At 34.1% G+C, this 17,377-nt stretch carries 17 protein-coding genes; 14 read left to right on the forward strand and 3 right to left on the reverse strand.

Features of this window, described 5'->3' with window-relative positions:
• Positions 1 to 150 precede the first annotated feature (150 nt).
• Complete coding sequence (porW, locus tag EHC72_RS04725) at positions 151 to 2,976, reverse strand: type IX secretion system periplasmic lipoprotein PorW/SprE (protein ID WP_131536514.1); 2,826 nt, start codon at positions 2,974 to 2,976, stop codon at positions 151 to 153.
• A 105-nt stretch (positions 2,977 to 3,081) separates the two neighbouring features.
• On the opposite strand from porW, the gene EHC72_RS04730 reads away from it, so the two are divergent.
• From EHC72_RS04730 to atpG, 8 genes are all read left to right on the forward strand, one after another.
• Positions 3,082 to 3,306 carry an AtpZ/AtpI family protein gene (locus tag EHC72_RS04730; RefSeq protein ID WP_131536515.1) on the forward strand — a complete coding sequence of 75 codons (225 nt, stop codon included), beginning with the start codon at positions 3,082 to 3,084 and terminating at the stop codon, positions 3,304 to 3,306.
• Between the two features lie 89 nt (positions 3,307 to 3,395).
• Positions 3,396 to 3,851 carry a hypothetical protein gene (locus EHC72_RS04735; RefSeq protein WP_233166950.1) on the forward strand — a complete coding sequence of 152 codons (456 nt, stop codon included), beginning with the start codon at positions 3,396 to 3,398 and terminating at the stop codon, positions 3,849 to 3,851.
• A gap of 14 nt (positions 3,852 to 3,865) precedes the next feature.
• Positions 3,866 to 5,038: a F0F1 ATP synthase subunit A gene (atpB, locus tag EHC72_RS04740; protein ID WP_131536516.1), complete on the forward strand. Its 1,173-nt coding sequence runs from the start codon at positions 3,866 to 3,868 to the stop codon at positions 5,036 to 5,038.
• A gap of 42 nt (positions 5,039 to 5,080) precedes the next feature.
• Complete coding sequence (gene atpE / locus EHC72_RS04745) at positions 5,081 to 5,293, forward strand: ATP synthase F0 subunit C (RefSeq protein WP_012780570.1); 213 nt, start codon at positions 5,081 to 5,083, stop codon at positions 5,291 to 5,293.
• An 88-nt stretch (positions 5,294 to 5,381) separates the two neighbouring features.
• Positions 5,382 to 5,879: a F0F1 ATP synthase subunit B gene (locus EHC72_RS04750; RefSeq protein WP_131536517.1), complete on the forward strand. Its 498-nt coding sequence runs from the start codon at positions 5,382 to 5,384 to the stop codon at positions 5,877 to 5,879.
• 71 nt (positions 5,880 to 5,950) lie between these two features.
• Positions 5,951 to 6,490, forward strand: coding sequence for an ATP synthase F1 subunit delta (gene atpH, locus EHC72_RS04755; protein WP_131536518.1), 540 nt, complete (start codon positions 5,951 to 5,953; stop codon positions 6,488 to 6,490).
• Between the two features lie 67 nt (positions 6,491 to 6,557).
• A complete protein-coding gene (gene atpA, locus EHC72_RS04760) occupies positions 6,558 to 8,132 on the forward strand; it encodes a F0F1 ATP synthase subunit alpha (RefSeq protein ID WP_131536519.1) in 1,575 nt (524 codons plus the stop codon).
• Between the two features lie 79 nt (positions 8,133 to 8,211).
• Positions 8,212 to 9,099: an ATP synthase F1 subunit gamma gene (gene atpG / locus EHC72_RS04765; protein ID WP_131536520.1), complete on the forward strand. Its 888-nt coding sequence runs from the start codon at positions 8,212 to 8,214 to the stop codon at positions 9,097 to 9,099.
• Between the two features lie 272 nt (positions 9,100 to 9,371).
• On the opposite strand, the gene EHC72_RS04770 is transcribed toward atpG, so the two are convergent.
• A complete protein-coding gene (locus EHC72_RS04770; RefSeq protein ID WP_131536521.1) occupies positions 9,372 to 10,070 on the reverse strand; it encodes a hypothetical protein in 699 nt (232 codons plus the stop codon).
• 154 nt (positions 10,071 to 10,224) lie between these two features.
• On the opposite strand from EHC72_RS04770, the gene EHC72_RS04775 reads away from it, so the two are divergent.
• The 3 genes from EHC72_RS04775 to EHC72_RS04785 all read left to right on the forward strand — a co-directional run bounded on the left by EHC72_RS04775 (position 10,225) and on the right by EHC72_RS04785 (position 12,567).
• The gene (locus EHC72_RS04775; protein ID WP_131536522.1) at positions 10,225 to 10,992 is read left to right on the forward strand and encodes a 5'-nucleotidase, lipoprotein e(P4) family; all 768 of its coding nucleotides are present in this window, start codon (positions 10,225 to 10,227) and stop codon (positions 10,990 to 10,992) included.
• Positions 10,993 to 11,051: 59 nt separating this feature from the next.
• Entirely contained in the window at positions 11,052 to 11,267 is a 216-nt protein-coding gene (locus tag EHC72_RS04780; RefSeq protein WP_131536523.1) for a hypothetical protein, read from the forward strand.
• A 409-nt stretch (positions 11,268 to 11,676) separates the two neighbouring features.
• Complete coding sequence (locus tag EHC72_RS04785; protein WP_131536524.1) at positions 11,677 to 12,567, forward strand: DUF4349 domain-containing protein; 891 nt, start codon at positions 11,677 to 11,679, stop codon at positions 12,565 to 12,567.
• Between the two features lie 66 nt (positions 12,568 to 12,633).
• Here EHC72_RS04785 and ruvC read toward each other — a convergent pair whose 3' ends face one another.
• Positions 12,634 to 13,221, reverse strand: a complete 588-nt coding sequence (gene ruvC, locus EHC72_RS04790; RefSeq protein WP_131536525.1) for a crossover junction endodeoxyribonuclease RuvC — start codon at positions 13,219 to 13,221, stop codon at positions 12,634 to 12,636.
• A gap of 41 nt (positions 13,222 to 13,262) precedes the next feature.
• Between ruvC and EHC72_RS04795 the strand changes: the two genes are divergently transcribed.
• Genes EHC72_RS04795 through EHC72_RS04805 form a run of 3 tightly spaced genes read left to right on the forward strand, consistent with a single transcriptional unit; the run spans position 13,263 to position 16,496 of the window.
• Positions 13,263 to 14,240, forward strand: coding sequence for a lysylphosphatidylglycerol synthase domain-containing protein (locus EHC72_RS04795; RefSeq protein ID WP_131536526.1), 978 nt, complete (start codon positions 13,263 to 13,265; stop codon positions 14,238 to 14,240).
• Entirely contained in the window at positions 14,218 to 15,354 is a 1,137-nt protein-coding gene (locus EHC72_RS04800) for a glycosyltransferase family 2 protein (RefSeq protein WP_131536527.1), read from the forward strand. Before EHC72_RS04795 ends, EHC72_RS04800 begins: the two co-directional genes overlap by 23 nt.
• Entirely contained in the window at positions 15,354 to 16,496 is a 1,143-nt protein-coding gene (locus EHC72_RS04805; RefSeq protein WP_131536528.1) for an ABC transporter permease, read from the forward strand. Before EHC72_RS04800 ends, EHC72_RS04805 begins: the two co-directional genes overlap by 1 nt.
• The last annotated feature ends 881 nt before the right edge of the window (positions 16,497 to 17,377 follow it).

Consider the following 17,377-nt stretch of genomic DNA (forward strand, 5'->3'; position numbering starts at 1 on the left):
TGTATGTTATTCGATAGCCCTAAACAAAACTGCTTTAAGGATCGTTTTTAAAATTAGAAAAAGCAAAAATAAGAAGTTAATACGCTAAACCCCTAGTTTTGTTGTCAGATTATACATCTTAATCTTAAAGAATGTTGATTTAGCCGATTGTTAATTGTTATAATTGCTTTTATAAAACTCAATATATTCATTAATACGGGCTCTATCCGTTAGTTTTTCAAAATTCTCTTTACTAATAATGAAGCTCTTGTAAATATTAGCAGGCACTTTCATAATGCTTTTTAAATGATTCTTAATGCTTTCATCGTATATTTTAGCATCTTCTAAATCAATAAAACTACTTACATAAATTAATTGATCCTGATCTAATTCCACCAATTTATGTACCAAATCATTTTGAGGATAGTTGCCACGATTAAACTGTCCAATACCAAACCTTGACGAACTTAAAGTTAACGATGCATCGGCAACATCAATTACAAAATAATAAGTTTCGGAGGTTGCAGTACTAAAAATACTTATAGGTTTAACTTCAGGTACTTTCACAGTTTCAACTTTATCGGCGGTTTTTGCAAGAGGCTTCTCAATCGGTTTGTCACTTGTTTTCTCCTCTTTTTTAGGCTCAGCAGCAGCGTTAATAACAGGATTTGTAATTGGTTTTGCTGCTACGGCTATAGGCGTAGCCTGACTCATGAAACGTGGCTCATTTGCATCAAAATCAACTAATGCAAATTTACGTTGCTTAAATTCATCTAAATTAGCTTCAATATATTTTAAGTGATCTCTAACCAATGGCGTAATAATCACATCGTTAGGGTAGAGGGTATTTATAGAGTTAAATTCAGTTAGCAATGCATCAACCTTAGAAGTTCTACCTACAGCTATAGCTTTTAAATATGCATACTGAGGAGCTAAATCATTTTCAGGGAAAGCAGCAATGTTATCATTAGCTTGCTTAATTACATTAGCATAATCTTTCTTTAAATAACTATCAAAAGCTGCGTTATAATTGTTAATGGATATATTTTCTAGCTGACTTAGCTTGGCAGAATAAGAAGGATCTAAAATGGTTTTGGCAAAACTTGAATTTGGAAATTTAGTTAACACCAATTGTTTATACTTTTCTGCTTCTGCCTGGTTTACCCCTTGATTATTCAAAAACAAACTGTAATAAACCGCCACAAGGTGGTTGTTTTCTGGGAAACGCTTTAATAATTCGACATAAACCTTATTTGCCTCGGCTTTATCGTTTAATTCTTGCTGGTAAAAACTAGCAATTTCGAAATAAGCATCAATAATCTTTTGGTTGGATTTTGCCACTAAATCACTATTAATTGGCAAAGATTCCAAATATTTCTTTTCTAAAGTACTTTGATCCTGTGATATTGGAGCATTTGTATTTGTAGAAGTTTGGATGCCATTGGCAACATTGCCTCCTGCCAAAACCTGATTATTTTCTTGTGCAGCAGAACGGATACTTTGGCGCCAGTTATCTTCTAATGGTCTGTTGCCCCAACGCTTTTTAAATTCGCCAAAGCCATTGCTTACCGCTGATGTATTGTTAAAGTAAAAAGTATTACCTACGCTAGTGGTACTTGTTAAAAGGCTTGCGCTTGATGGCTGACCAGGAAAATCCGGATTGTTGACAAATGTTGATCCATTGCTCGTACTACCTATATTTGTTAATTTAACCATTGGCGTTAACCAAGCTTTAATTTTAGCCTCCTGTTCAGAAACGGGTAATTTTGCAATAGTTTGTAAAGTATCTTCTGTAGATATTATGGTATAACGGTCTGTTAAGTATTGAAGATTATGCGCCTTTTTAACAATGTTATCATAATCAGGAAAATTTTTCGGCAAAATCATCGCTGTGCTATCATAATAAAGTTTGGCTTTAATGTAGTTATTAAACTGTTTAAAGTTTAAATCAGCAATTTTGAGGTAAGATAATGCCTTTTGGGTTTGATTACGGGTACTGTTTTTAATAGATTTTTTATAGTTTTCTTCGGCCTTAATGTATTCGCCTTCGGCAGAAAACAACTCTCCAACCTGATAATAAATTTGATCAATGTAATCAGAGTTTTTATCGTCTTTTAGCAAAGCCAGCAATTGCTGTTCCTTATTTAGTTTTTCGCCACCCAATAAAGCTTTAAGTTTAATGCGGTTTAAATTAGCATGAAAGTACATTTCAAAAGGCGCATTGCTTTTCTCTACTTTGGTAAAGTTAAGATAGGCATCTTGTAAATTGTTTTCCTTTTCTTGTAATTGTGCAAGAATGTATCTCCATCGAATACGTTGATGAGTTTCGCTAGTGGCTTTTATCGCTGATTCTAACAATAACATAGCCTCTTTATTCCGCTTTTGGTAAATACGCATTTGGGCAGTTGTAGCTAAAGGCTCAGCAAGATCTTTCTTTAATAAATCTGCTGCACGCAACATGGTATCTAAAATTAAATCAGCCTTGCTCATATTATTAAGCTCCATTTGGCTTCTGGCTTTCCAATTTAAAGCCATAATATAGGTTTTTAGATTATCACCATAAGTTTTTGCGGTATAATCAAAGTATTCTGAAGCGATGAAGTAATTGCCTTTTAAATAATTTGCCTTGCCCAAAAGCATATATGCATCATCAATATAATTACTAAAACTTTTATCGTTTATAACGGCTTGGCCTTTGTGTACAATTTCATCAAGCTGTTTGTTGGAAATGCCAGGCGTAAGCACCAGGTTAACTTGCGGCTCTGGATCAAGATAAACAGGTAAAACCTTCTCGTAATTATCGCTATAACTTTGAGCTAAACCCTCGTTATACTCCGTAAGTAAAACATTTGAGTTATATATATAGTTATATCTAGCCGTTAAGTTTTGCATCTTACGGCTTATCGCAGTATCTTTAGGCGTTATACAGCTATATATAAATAGCAATCCTAGACAGAGAAATAATGGATGAAAGGTTTTGGTAGCGTTATTTTTCAAGTATAAAAATCTCTAGTGTATACAATAAACAAAAAGTATGCAAAATTATTTTATTTGGCAACAAGTTTTAATTATTCAAAGTTAATTTAATTATTGCATTAAAAAATGGAAAATCCGAAAGAAGAAAATACGGGTAAAAAGCTTAGAAATGCGGCTAAATATTCAGCAATAGGCTTCCAAATGATCGCAACAATTGGCTTGTTAACTTTTATCGGTCATAAAATAGATCAACACAGGAGCGGCAAACTCCAAATATACACTGCAATATTTGGGTTAATTGGTGTAGCAATTGCTTTATATCAGGCTATAAAGCAAGCCACAAAGGAATAACTAAGAATCGGCAAAAAGCCAAAATATTATAGTTTTTGATCATTAGATTTGATGATTAGGTTGTAAAACTTATTTTCCTAACGTATTTCTTGGCACTTGAAGCTAAAAACCTATCTTTGCATCGTTTTTATTACATTGAAAAAGAATTATTTAGTTTGACTCTAGCCAAATTTACCAGTATCTATTTTATTTTCACCGGGGTTTTAATCGGTATCATAGCTATTTTACCTTCTTTATTTTCAGGAGCACAATTATTTATACCTAATTTTTGGGTAATGTTTGGGTTTTTAGCAGGCATTACTTATATCGCCTACGTACTGGTTGATATTGGTATTAAAAGGGATCCAGAGGTGGGTATAATGGCTATTATGGGATCAATTGCAGTGAAAATGATTTTTTGTATGGCTTTTGTGCTGATTTACAGTATAAAAGCTAAGGGAATAGGGCTCGTATTTCTGCTAAATTTTTTTTCTTTATATTTATTGTTTACGGCCTTTGAAATTTACTGTTTGTTACGTAACTTGCGCCACCAAAATTTAAAGTAAAAAACTGCCAATAAATGGATTGTAACCAAGTTTTTGTGTCGAAAGTTAAAAGGCTAATTGTTGTTTTTACGCTTTTAATCGCGTTTTTGTCTGTTAAAGTAAGTGCTTTTGCACAAGCAGACAGTACTACTGCACATGTTGATAGTAGCGTTGTTGAAAGTGCTGAAGCTATTTCAGGTGAGCATACTGAAGGTAAAACAGCGCATGGCGAAGAAAAGTTTGAGCCAACTAAAGTAATTATGGAACACATTGCAGATTCGCATGTGTGGCATTTATGGGGGCATACCTCATTGCCGCTTCCTGTAATTCTTTATACTTCAAATGGATTGGAGATTTTTTCTTCAGAACATTTTCACCACGGCGAAGCTGATTATCAAGGTAAATATAATAAATACCGTTTGGTAACTGATTTAGAGCAAAGTGTATCTAAAAATATCTTAAACAAAAACATCAAAGTTGTTGGTGCTGATGGTAAAATTGATGAAGCAGCTTCTGATACAGTTGTAGATTTTTCAATCACTAAGAACGTGGCAGCAATGTTTGTTGCTATTCTTGTAATCCTTATTGTATTTATTGCTGTAGCATCTGCATATAAAAAGCGTGTAGGTAAAGCACCCAAAGGTTTGCAATCGTTTATTGAACCAATTATTGTATTCGTTAGAGATGATATTGCTAAGCCAAACATCGGTCACAAATACGCTAAGTTTATGCCTTATTTGTTAACCGTGTTTTTCTTTATCTGGTTTAACAACTTATTAGGTTTAGTTCCAATTTTTCCAGGAGGTGCAAACGTAACGGGTAACATTGCTTTAACTTTTGTTATGGCAATTGCAACTATGTTAGTTGTTAACTTAAATGGCAATAAATACTATTGGAAACATATTTTATTACCTGATGTACCTTGGTGGTTATATCCAATTATGATCCCAGTAGAGTTAATTGGTATTATTTCAAAACCATTTGCTTTAATGATTCGTTTGTTCGCAAACATTACGGCTGGTCACATTATCGTATTAAGTTTAATTTCCTTAATATTTATTTTCAAAACATTGGCAATTGCACCTGTATCTGTAGCATTCGTTTTATTTATGGATGTATTGGAGTTATTGGTTGCGTTTTTACAAGCCTTTATTTTTACATTACTTACTGCCTTATTTATAGGTATGGCAGTAGAAGAGCATCATTAGTTATAAACTATTTTTTACAAATTAATATAAATTAAATTAGTTATGGTAGGTTCAATCGCGGCAATTGGTGCCGGTTTAGCAGTAATCGGTGCTGGTATCGGTATCGGTCAAGTAGGTGGTAAAGCAATGGAAGGTATTGCTCGTCAACCAGAGGCTGCATCAAAAATTCAAACTGCAATGATTATCGCTGCTGCCCTTATTGAGGGTGCTGCATTATTCGGTGTGGTAGTTGCTTTATTAGGCTTACAAGTTTAATAGCAATTAAGAATCAATTTTAACCGGAAATTTAACGATTGGTTGTTTTTCCGGTTAATTTAAGTTAAAATTAAGAAAGTTAAAATATATGAACCCATTAGTTCTACCAACCATCGGACTGGTTTTTTGGACCGTTATTGCATTTGTTTGCTTATTAATATTGCTTAGAAAATTTGCATGGAAACCTATCTTAGGTGCTATCCACGATCGTGAGCAAAGCATTGATGAGGCATTAAACAAAGCAGAATTAGCTAAGCAGGAAATGGCTCGCTTAACAGCTCAAAATCAGGATTTAATGCAACAAGCCCGTGCTGAGCGTGATGAAATTTTGAAGGAAGCTAAAACCCTTAAAGATAGTATCCTTAATGAAGCTAAAAAACAAGCTCAGGTAGAAGGTTCTAAACTAATTGAGAAAGCTAAAATCGAAATCGAAAACCAAAAGAAAGCCGCTTTAGCTGAAGTTAAAGATCAGGTTTCTTCATTATCGCTAGAGATTGCTGAACGTGTTTTACGTACTCAGTTAGATGATAAAACAAAACAAGAAGCTTTAGTAGCTAACTTGTTAAAAGACGTTGAACTAAACTAGTTTTGAGTAATGAGTTTAGAGTTTAGAGTGGGGTTCCCATCTCCCAACTCCTAACTCCCAACTAAGATAATATGTCAGAAATTAAAGTTGCAAGCAGATACGCCAAATCATTAATAGACTTAGCCGTGGAAAACAACGGTTTAGAAGCTTCTTATAAGGATATGGTACTTTTTGAAAAGGTAGTTGACGAAACGCCTGAGCTGGAAGCGATATTGAAAAACCCTATTGTACCTTTAGACAAAAAAACTGGTATTTTAAACGGTATTTTTGCTGATAAAGTGGGTAAGTTAACATTATCTTTTTTTACGATTGTTGTTAACAAAGGCCGTTCAGCAATATTATTTGCCACAGCAAAACAGTTTATACAACAATATAATATTATTAAAGGTATTGTTACTGCTGATGTAACTACTGCCAGTGCTTTAAGTGCTGCAGCTAAAGATCAGATTATTGCAATAGTTAAAAAAGAATTAGGCGCTAACGAAGTTATTGTTAACGAAAAAATTAACGAAAAACTAATTGGTGGTTTTATTCTTAAAGTTGGCGATAAGCAATTTGATGCAAGTATTGCCAGTGGTTTAAGTAAACTGAAAAAAGAATTTGCACAATAGGCATTGCCATTGAGCCAAACAAATAGAATACAAGATTTACATTTACAAAAAGATATAAAGTAAAATTATGGTAGAGGTAAGACCAGACGAAGTATCGGCAATTATCAGACAGCAATTGGCGGGCTTCAAATCAGAAACCGAACTGGAGGAAGTTGGTACCGTGTTGCAAGTAGGCGACGGTATTGCCCGTGTTTACGGTTTAACTAAAGTTCAATCGGGTGAGCTGGTTGAATTTGAGAACGGCCTGCAAGGCATTGTATTAAACCTTGAAGAAGATAACGTTGGTGTGGTACTTTTGGGTGCTTCAGACGAGATCAAAGAAGGTGATACAATTAAACGCACCAAAAAAATTGCCTCTATTAAAGTTGGTGAAGGTATGCTTGGCCGCGTAGTAAATACATTAGGAGAGCCTTTAGATGGTAAAGGTCCAATCTTAGGTGATACTTACGAAATGCCTTTAGAGCGTAAAGCACCAGGTGTAATTTACCGTCAGCCGGTAAATGAGCCTTTACAAACAGGTATCAAAGCAATTGATGCAATGATTCCAATCGGTCGTGGACAACGTGAGTTGGTAATCGGTGACCGTCAGATTGGTAAAACTGCCGTTTGTATTGATACAATTATCAACCAAAAAGAATTTTATGAAGCAGGCCAGCCTGTGTTCTGTATTTATGTAGCTATCGGTCAGAAAAACTCTACTGTTGCAAACATTGTACGTACATTGGAAGAAAACGGCGCTTTACCATATACAGTTGTTGTTGCTGCTTCGGCTGCAGATCCTGCTCCAATGCAGTTCTATGCTCCGTTTGCAGGTGCCGCAATTGGTGAGTTTTTCCGTGATACAGGTCGTCCAGCTTTAATTGTTTATGATGATTTATCTAAACAAGCTGTAGCTTACCGTGAAGTATCTTTATTACTTCGTCGTCCACCGGGCCGTGAAGCTTATCCAGGTGATGTGTTTTACTTACACAGTCGTTTATTAGAAAGAGCAGCTAAAATCAACTCTAACGATGAGATTGCTCAAGCAATGAATGATTTACCAGAATCTATCAGAGGTATCGTTAAAGGTGGAGGTTCATTAACTGCATTACCAATTATCGAAACTCAAGCTGGTGACGTTTCTGCTTATATTCCAACTAACGTAATTTCGATTACAGATGGTCAGATTTTCTTAGAGTCTAACTTGTTTAACGCAGGTATCCGTCCAGCTATTAACGTAGGTATCTCGGTATCTCGTGTAGGTGGTAACGCTCAAATTAAATCTATGAAGAAAGTTGCAGGTACTTTAAAATTAGATCAGGCACAATACCGTGAGTTAGAGGCGTTCTCTAAATTCGGATCTGATTTAGATGCAGCAACAAAATCTGTTTTAGATAAAGGTGCACGTAACGTAGAAATGTTAAAGCAAGCGCAATTCTCTCCATTTACTGTTGAGAAACAAGTTGCAATTGTTTATGCAGGTACTAAAAACTTAATGCGTAATGTGCCAATTAATAAAGTAAAAGAATTTGAAACTGAATATTTAACACAATTAGAAATGCGTCATCCAGAAACTTTAGCAGCATTAAAAGCTGGTAAATTTGATGATGCCATTACAGGTGTTTTAGATACAGTTGCAAAAGAAATTTCAAGTAAATATTAATTAGAAGCAAGTAACGAGTATCAAGTATCGAGATTAGAATTTTGATACCTGATACTTTTTACTCGATACTAAACAAAGAATGGCTAATTTAAAAGAAGTAAGAAACCGAATTGCATCAGTGCAATCAACGCAGCAAATTACCAAAGCTATGAAAATGGTTTCGGCAGCTAAGTTGAAACGTGCTACCAATGCAATTATCGCTTTGCGTCCTTATGCTACTAAACTTAAAGAGATTTTAGGTAATCTATCTGCAAGTTTAGAAGGTTCTTCATCGCCTTTTATTCAAGAGCGTGAGCCTAATAAGGTTTTAATTGTTACCGTATCATCAAACCGTGGTTTGGCAGGTGCATTTAACATGAACGTAATTAAAGCGGCCAATAATTTAATTGCTGAGAAATATGCTGAGCAGTTAAAAAATGGTAATGTGAGCATTATCTCAATCGGTAAGAAAACACAGGATTTTTACGAAAAACGTAAATACAACGTTATTGGAAACAACAACGAAGTATACGCCGATTTAACCTTCGAAAACGTAACTAAAATTACCGATACCATTATGGCCGGTTTTGTTAAGGGCGAATTTGATAAAGTTGAAGTGGTTTATAACCAGTTTAAAAATGCCGCAGTACAAATTATTACTTCAGAACAATTATTGCCTTTAGCAAAAACTGAAGATCCTGCAACTGTAAATGTTAAAACAACTAATGTTGATTACATTTTAGAGCCTTCGCAAGAAGAGATCGTTTCTGAATTAATTCCTAAATCAATTAAAATTCAGTTATATAAAGCAGTGTTAGATTCTCACGCATCTGAGCACGGTGCACGTATGACATCAATGGATAAAGCAACTGAAAATGCTGGTGAATTATTGAAAGCATTAAAACTTTCTTACAACCAGGCTCGTCAGGCTGCAATTACAACTGAGTTAACTGAGATTGTAAGTGGTGCTGCTGCATTGAACGGATAAAATTTTTTGAGTTTAAAGTCGGAAGTCTTTATTCCAAGCGTAAAAAAGCCCATTTCTTAATTGAAATGGGCTTTTTTTGTTTTTTCATTAATTGTAGTTTATAATTATTATAATTTTTGTGAATAAAAAAGCCGCTGCTGCTCGAGAAAATTGTAAAAGCATTGGCTTCACAGATCGGAAATAATGTTAATTTTCTGAATTGGCGCAACTGTTAAAAACTGATCATAAAGCAGTTGATAAGTATGTGAACTTTTCTATTTTATAAATGGATATTAATTATTTAGTACGCTTAGTCGCAGATAACCATTTTCTATTTTCAAAGGATTTTTATGCTCATCAAATACTGTTAAATTAAACTTAGCCTCCAGTAAATAATCATTTTTACGTTTTTTAAAGCTAATAATTTCAAATTTTGACTCAGTTTGATCAGATGATGTAACTGAAGCAGGTTTACCTAAATCTGATTGGCTATATGATTTATAAACACCTTTTTGATTGCTAACTGTAAACGCGACTCCAGAAGTAGAATTGCTTCTATAAAACTCCGTTGAATAATTATATAAACCTGGTGAAAATATATCTGTTTTGTTTTTTGGATAATTTAGATAGCCCCCATTGTTCTCATTGGTAAATTCAGTTTCATTTTTATTGTATATTTTTACAAATGAAACTGCAATATTAGTATAGGGAGCTCTAATGCTATATTCTCTTACAAATAGAAGAAAATCCTTATCTCCTTCTAATTCATAATTGAAGTTTACTCCAGAAGTAATTTTAAGATTTGATTGTGTTGTAAATGTACCTGCTTTGTCAATACCAATAGCAGTATAGGTTTTTCCATCAATAGCGTACGATGCCGAATCTTTAAGTAATTCTAAAGGGTTTTTAGGTTCAATAACCGGATCATTCTTCTTACAGGCTGCAAGGCATAACAGAGCCATAATTAGGCCTGATAAATTTTTAAATTTCATAATTAAGATTTTATTTGTGTGTTACCCAATGTAATGATTAAAGATGATATACAGAAGGACAATATTTTTAAGCGATTTTACCCGAACGTAAAGATGATGTAACAACTGCTGTATAAAAGAGATGTTTGATATCTTTGTTCTTTAATTTCAAATCATGAAAAAATACCTTTTAATAGCCATCTGTTTCGCTGCTCCATTTTTTAGTCTCGCACAATCTCCAGCCAGAGATTATACCAACGCTGTTTTATGGCAACAACGATCAGGCGAGTATAGAGCATTATGTTTTCAAGCCTATAACTTTGCTCGTTTATCGTTAAAAGAAGCACTTTGGGATGCTAAAACAACTAAACCCAACTGTGTAATTGTAGATATTGATGAAACAGTTTTGGATAATTCTGCTTTTCAAGGTCACGAAATAAAAAAAGATGTTAGCTATATTCCTGCTGATTGGACCGAATGGACAAACCTTGCACAAGCCGATACAGTTCCTGGTGCTTTAGCATTTTTAAAATTTGCCGCAAGTAAAAACATAGAAACCATTTATCTGAGTAATCGTGATGAGAAAGATTATGCTGCCACTTTAAAAAACTTGCAAAAATTTGGTTTTCCTTATGCTGATGAAGCACATTTGTTGGTGATGAAGGGAACTTCAAATAAAGAACCAAGAAGACAATCGGTTGCCGAAAGGTATAATATTTTATTGCTTTGTGGAGATAACTTAAGTGATTTTTCTAATATTTTTTATCGCGAAGGCAAGGATACATTTGCGCAAGTAAACGAAAATCAAACCCTGTTTGGAACAAAATATATTGTATTGCCTAACCCAATGTATGGCGATTGGGAAAAGCCTTTGTATCAAGGAGAAAAATTGAATGACAGGGATAAAGCAAAACAAAGATTAGAACGATTAAAAAGTTACTAAGTATTTATAATTATTCAGCAATAAGTATTACTTTTGCAGCATCATAAAATAAAACAATTATGGAAAACGAATTAAAACACAATACAGAGAGCATGAAAAAGGCTAATGAGCCTGGTATTTATAAATTAATGATTTTTGGAGTACTGGTTTGTATGGTTGGTACGTATGCTCGTTTTGCTTTCGATTCGTGGGTTTTATCTTTGGTTTCATGGATTATCCTTTTCATTGGTGCAGTTATTTGCATTAAAGGGGTATTCAAAATTTTAGATGCATAAAAATATTTCTCTCTGAATATAGAAGCCGATCATGTTTAAATGATCGGCTTTTTTTATGCTAAATCTTTTTGCAATGATTTGGAAAGCAAGTTTCGGTACCAATATTATCGGAAGTCCCGCCATTCGCTTTACGGTTCCCAATAGAAAAAATTGGAAACCGTGCTCGCTACTATCGGGTTTATTTAATTCTGTTCCTTTTAAATCATTCACATCCCTAAAAAAAGCCAAAAGTATCTTTTAGTTGCAAATGGTAAATGAAAATAGTTGCCTAAAAACTGCAAAGGGTTACCTAAAGCAAATTCTTGTATTAAGTGAAAAGAGCGTTTAAAATCTAACCAAAAAACGCAAAACTTCTAATGGCCATTTGAAGCAATTTTTAAAATGATAACATTTTTAGAACCTCATCATTATGAAAAGGAATATTATTGCTATAGCCATAATTTTAACATTTTTTGGCTGCCAAAATAAAAAAGGAGATTACGCCAGTACTCAAGAAATAAAAACTGCTGAATCAATTGCGGCTGATACAACAGCAACAGAAAAAATTGTTAAAACTGCCGATATGCGGTTTAGAGTTAAAGATGTTCAAAAAACTAAAGAGCAATTAAGTGCTACAATAAAAACTGAAGGAGGAACTGTTGCAGAATTTTCTATCGAAAGCAATATTCAGGAAACAGACAAGGTTAAACAATCCACGGATTCATTGAAAGAAATTACTTCTTATCGCACGGAGGGGTATTTAGTAGCTAAGGTTCCATCAGAAAAGCTGGACGATTTTACGAACACCATAGCTAAAATGGCTGTATTTGTCGATCATCAAGCAATGAAACTTGATGACCAGAGTGTCGCATATTTATCAAACAAATTAAAAGCTCAAAACAGGGTTGATGCAATAAATAAAATCAATAAGGTTGCGACTAAGAAAAGTGCAAATGTTGAATCGTCTCTCTACATTAAAGATGATTATGTAGATAAGAAAATTGAAAACATGCAGATTGATAATAAGGTGAAATTTAGTACCATTACCCTTAATTTTTATCAGGACAATACTGTTAAAACTACGATTGTTGCCAACGATAACTTGTATGATTATCGCCCTGCTTTTGGAACCAGACTTTGGTTAGGCATAGTAAACGGCTGGACAATTTTTAAAGAAATTATTATTGCAATTTCAAATCTATGGATGCTGGTTTTAGCAGGCATAGCAACATTTTTCGCCATTAGGTATTTTGTAAAAAAGAATAAACTGGCAACTGAAGAAGCTACAAGAAATATGATTAACCAAAATACCAAAGCATAAAACTTTCTTTATTTCTATGAACGAAGCCACAGTTAAAATTGCTTCGTTCATAGAAAATAGGTTAAACTATTTTTTCGCTTTGGCCGCTATTCCAGTAACCTTTTTCTTATTATCACTTACAAAAGATTCCCAGCCTGAATAGGTTTTTGATTTTCCCCCGGTTGTTATTTTTTGAAAAGAATGGCAAACTGCAACGGCTAAGCCATCGGTAGCATCCAAAAATTCGGGTGTTTCCTTAAAGTTTAATAGCCTTTGCAACATGGCGGCAACTTGTTCTTTAGTGGCGTTACCATTGCCGGTAATGGATTGTTTAATCTTCCGTGGAGAATATTCAGTTACAGAAATACTTCTTGATAATGCTGCAGCAATAGCAATGCCTTGAGCACGCCCCAACTTTAACAGTACTTGTATATTTTTACCATAAAAAGGTGCCTCAATAGCTAAAACATCTGGTTTATACTGGTCAATTAGAACTACTGTTTTTTCAAAAATGCGTTGAAGTTTTAAGAATGGATCGTCAAGATGCGTCATTTTAACAACGCCTAAGCTTAATAATTCGGTTTTATTTCCTTTCTCCAAAATTACGCCATAACCCATTACCGCAGTACCAGGGTCTATGCCCATAATGATCCGTTCCTTTTTTTCGTTCAACATTACAGCAATATTAAGCATATTTGCAAACTAAAAAGATAATCTTGACGGGCAGGAATAAAAAAATACTTTCAATTGTAATAAAAGCAGCCATTGTTATGTTTGCCTTTTGGTTTATATACCATAAACTGGTGGCAAATCAAAATCTACATAATTTTGGCGAATTACTCCGTAATATTGGAAGCTTAGAAATTACCCTTGTTATTGGTTTAGTGGTTTTATTAATGCTTTTTAACTGGTTTTTAGAATCAGCAAAATGGAAACGCCTAATTAATCACGTAGAAAGAATATCATTATGGCGAGCAATTGAATCTGTTTTTTGTGGCTTAACCTTAGCAATTTTTACACCTAACCGCTTGGGTGAATATGGCGGTAGGGTATTTTTCTTATCTCCAAAACGTCGTATTATTGGAGTAGTAGCCATGGCTGTGGGTAATATTGGACAAATGGTTTTAACAAACGTATTTGGAGCAATTGCGGCTTGCTTTTTTATACATCGGTTTATTCCCGTTGATCCATTATTTTTTAGTGCCATTGTTATTTTAGCTGTCGCTTTTTGTTTATTTTTTGTAGTGTTCTATTTCAATATTAAATGGTTGAATGGAATATTATTGTCGATAAAGTTTACCAGAAAGTATAAAAAGTTTTACAGTGTGTTGGCCCGCTATAAAAAAGCCGAACTATTTAAAATTTTACTTTATTGCTTTGCTCGATACTTGGTTTTCAGTTCGCAATACTTTATTCTTTTTGTATGGTTGGTGCCAGGTCTTCAATATGCAGATATTGTAATGATGATTTGTATTCTGTTTCTTATTCAATCTGCTTTGCCATCGTTGGATTTGTTTGATGTAGGTATTCGAAGCGTAACAGCTGTAGAATTGTTTAAGCACATTACAGATCAAAACGCTGCTGTAATTGCATGTACGGCGAGTATTTGGCTTATAAATATTATAATTCCTGCTATATTAGGCACATATTTCGTTTTTAAACTCAACTTTTTTGGAAATCATAAATCTACTTAGTCTACTTTCCGCTGCTTTAACCTTAATTTATGGCTTTTTAGTTGTGAGCTTCATTCGGGGCTGGCATAAGCTTATTTATTTTCACCCTACACAAAATACATTTAAAACTAAGGTTTCCATAATTGTGGCCGCAAGGGATGAGGAAGATAAAATTGCTAAAACTATTGATGATTTACTTGCGCAAGGCTACCCACAGCATTTAACAGAGATAATTATTATTGATGACCACTCCACGGATCGTACTGCTGAAATAGTTTTAAGTTATGCAGATAGAAAGGTACAACTCATTAAATTAAATGAAGATAAGGCGTTAAACTCCTATAAAAAGAAAGCCATTCAAACCGCTATTGGTACCTGCGCCGGAGATTTAATTATTACAACTGATGCCGACTGCAGAATGGGGCCGAAATGGCTGGAAACTGTGATTGGTTTGTATGAAGAGAAAGGTTATAAAATGATTTCTTCGCCGGTTGCATATTTTGAAGAGAAAAGCTTTTTTGAAAGGTTACAGTCTTTAGAATTTCTATATTTAATTGGTCTTGGTGCATCTACAATAGGAAATAAGCAACCATCAACCTGTAACGGTGCAAATTTGGCTTATGAAAAGGAAACCTTTTATGAGGTAGGAGGATTTACAGGTATTGATGATTTAGCATCAGGCGATGATGAATTGCTATTGCATAAAATTGCCTCAAAATATCCCGATCGTATTGGTTTTTTAAAAAATAGAGATGCAATTGTTTATACGCATGCAAAAGAAAATTTAAATGCATTTATTCAGCAAAGAAGGCGCTGGGCATCCAAAAGTACAAGGTATAAAAACAAAGGAATTATTGTACTTGGCGTTTTAATATGGCTTTTTAATTTGAGTATGCTTGCTAATTTTGCTATTGGCTTATTTTATAACGAATTTTTGCCTGTTGTTTTTTGGCAGTTGGTGATAAAAATGTTGTTAGAAACCTTATTTTTATGGGATGTAACAGGCTTTGCAAACAGAAGACGGTTACTCATTTTAATCCCTATTTTAAATGTGCTACATATCTTATACATGGTTTACATCGGCATTGCCGGAAATAGCGGAAAATACAATTGGAAAGGCAGGATGGTTAGATAATGGATAATAGCCCATCGAAAAAAGTTTGGTTAAAGTTTAAGCGAAATAAATTTGCTTTTGGAGGGCTAATATTTATCCTGTTGCTAATGATAATGGGAGTTTTGGGTTATTTGATTATGCCCGATAGTTCTCCTAACGCAAATGTAATGCACTTGCAATTAAGCAATAAAAAGCCAGGAAGTTCTTTCCAGTTTTTAACCATCAGTAAAAATAATAAGGTAAAACAAGTTGGCTTTTTTGAAAAGATGCTTTATGGGCAGGAGCCAAATTTTAAAAGCATCCCCATTACTTCATGGCGAATTGTAAACAATCAGGTATTGGTACGTGAGTATATTGGTGATGATGAAAAAGCCGAAGAAACTAAGTATAGCCTTAATGAATTATGTTCTACATGTACTTTGCCTTCTAAACTGGGTAATACTGAAATGCTTTTTAAAAGATACAATGTTTACGAGCAAAAATTTCTTTTAGGAACAGATATTTATGGGAGAGATTTATTAAGCAGATTAATATTAGGAATTCGAGTTTCCTTATCCGTAGGGTTAATGGCGGTACTAATTTCGTTATTTATTGGCGTAAGTTTAGGTGCAATAGCTGGGTATTTTGGCGGTAGGATAGATGCAGCTATCAGCTGGTTTATGAATGTGGTTTGGTCGTTGCCCTCTTTATTATTAGTAATCGCGATTTCTTTTGCTTTAGGAAAAGGCTTTTGGCAAATTTTTATTGCCGTTGGTTTATCTACCTGGGTAGATGTTGCCCGTTTAGTTCGCGGGCAGGTTATGGGCTTAAAAGAAGTAGAGTTTGTAGAGGCCGCAAGGGCTTTAGGTTTCAGCACTTCCCGAACGATAATAAAACATATATTACCCAACATTGCAGGGCCTATTTTGGTAGTAGCATCTTCTAATTTTGCTTCTGCTATTTTACTGGAAACCGGATTAAGCTTTTTAGGTTTCGGCGCACAGCCACCAATGCCAAGTTGGGGCGGTATGATTAAAGAACATTATGGCTACATTATTATGGATGCCGCATATTTAGCGGTTTTGCCTGGTTTAGCCATTATGCTTACTGTGTATGCCTTTAATGTTTTAGCCATTGGCTTGCGAGATGCCTTTGATGTTAAAGGGCAAAATGTAACGGTGTAAAAAGATTTCGTAAACAATTGTCATTTTATAAAAGCGCTTACCCAAAATTTATTCTATAAAATATTGCTTTTGGTTTAACCGTTATTTTAACTAAGCCCAGATGCATTTTTTGGAAACTATTATCAGTAGCTTTTGGCTTATGCAGCCCCGCCCTTTGGTAAATTCCGATAGAAAAAATCGGGATACCGCTGTCGGTCTGGTTTATTTAACAAGGGCAGCAAGAAATTTGTTAAATCAAGGGCACAAACATTGTATCTAAACAGGATTGAAACGGCATCCCGATTTTTTCCATCGGGATATAGAGGAAAGCCTGACATCAATTGCCATGCACACCGAAGCGTTCATTTCCAAATTATAATGCTTAGCAAAAAGCATTAGCTACTTAACGAAAATAAACAGCTGCTAGTCGTTAATTACGCTCCTCAACTTTTTCACTTGCCACCTTCTTAAATACCATTAGAAATTAACTTAAGGCTAATAGCTATTAATTAAATACTAATAGTATATAATTTGATACTCTGCGGTATTAAGTAGATACTATTAGTAACTGCTTAAATACTATTAATCTATATTTTGATACTATTAGTATATATCTTGATACTATTAGTGATTAATTATAGACTAATAGTATCAAAATTGAGGTAAAAAGTTAAATCTTATTCTGTTGTTACCCTTGCGGTTGGTGTTATACAACAATTACATATAATCGCATTATAACATTTAGATGGTACGGTGATAACACAAACCACAGGTAAATTGCCATCCTGAGTTTATAGAAGAAATTGAGTTATACATTTCATTTCAAATTAAGAGAAAACAATTCCCATGGTATGTTTATATACCATAGAAATTGTTTTTCATTTAAAGAAACAGAGCGCAAT

Source organism: Pedobacter nototheniae (assembly GCF_004335085.1).
Lineage (GTDB): Bacteria > Bacteroidota > Bacteroidia > Sphingobacteriales > Sphingobacteriaceae > Pedobacter > Pedobacter nototheniae.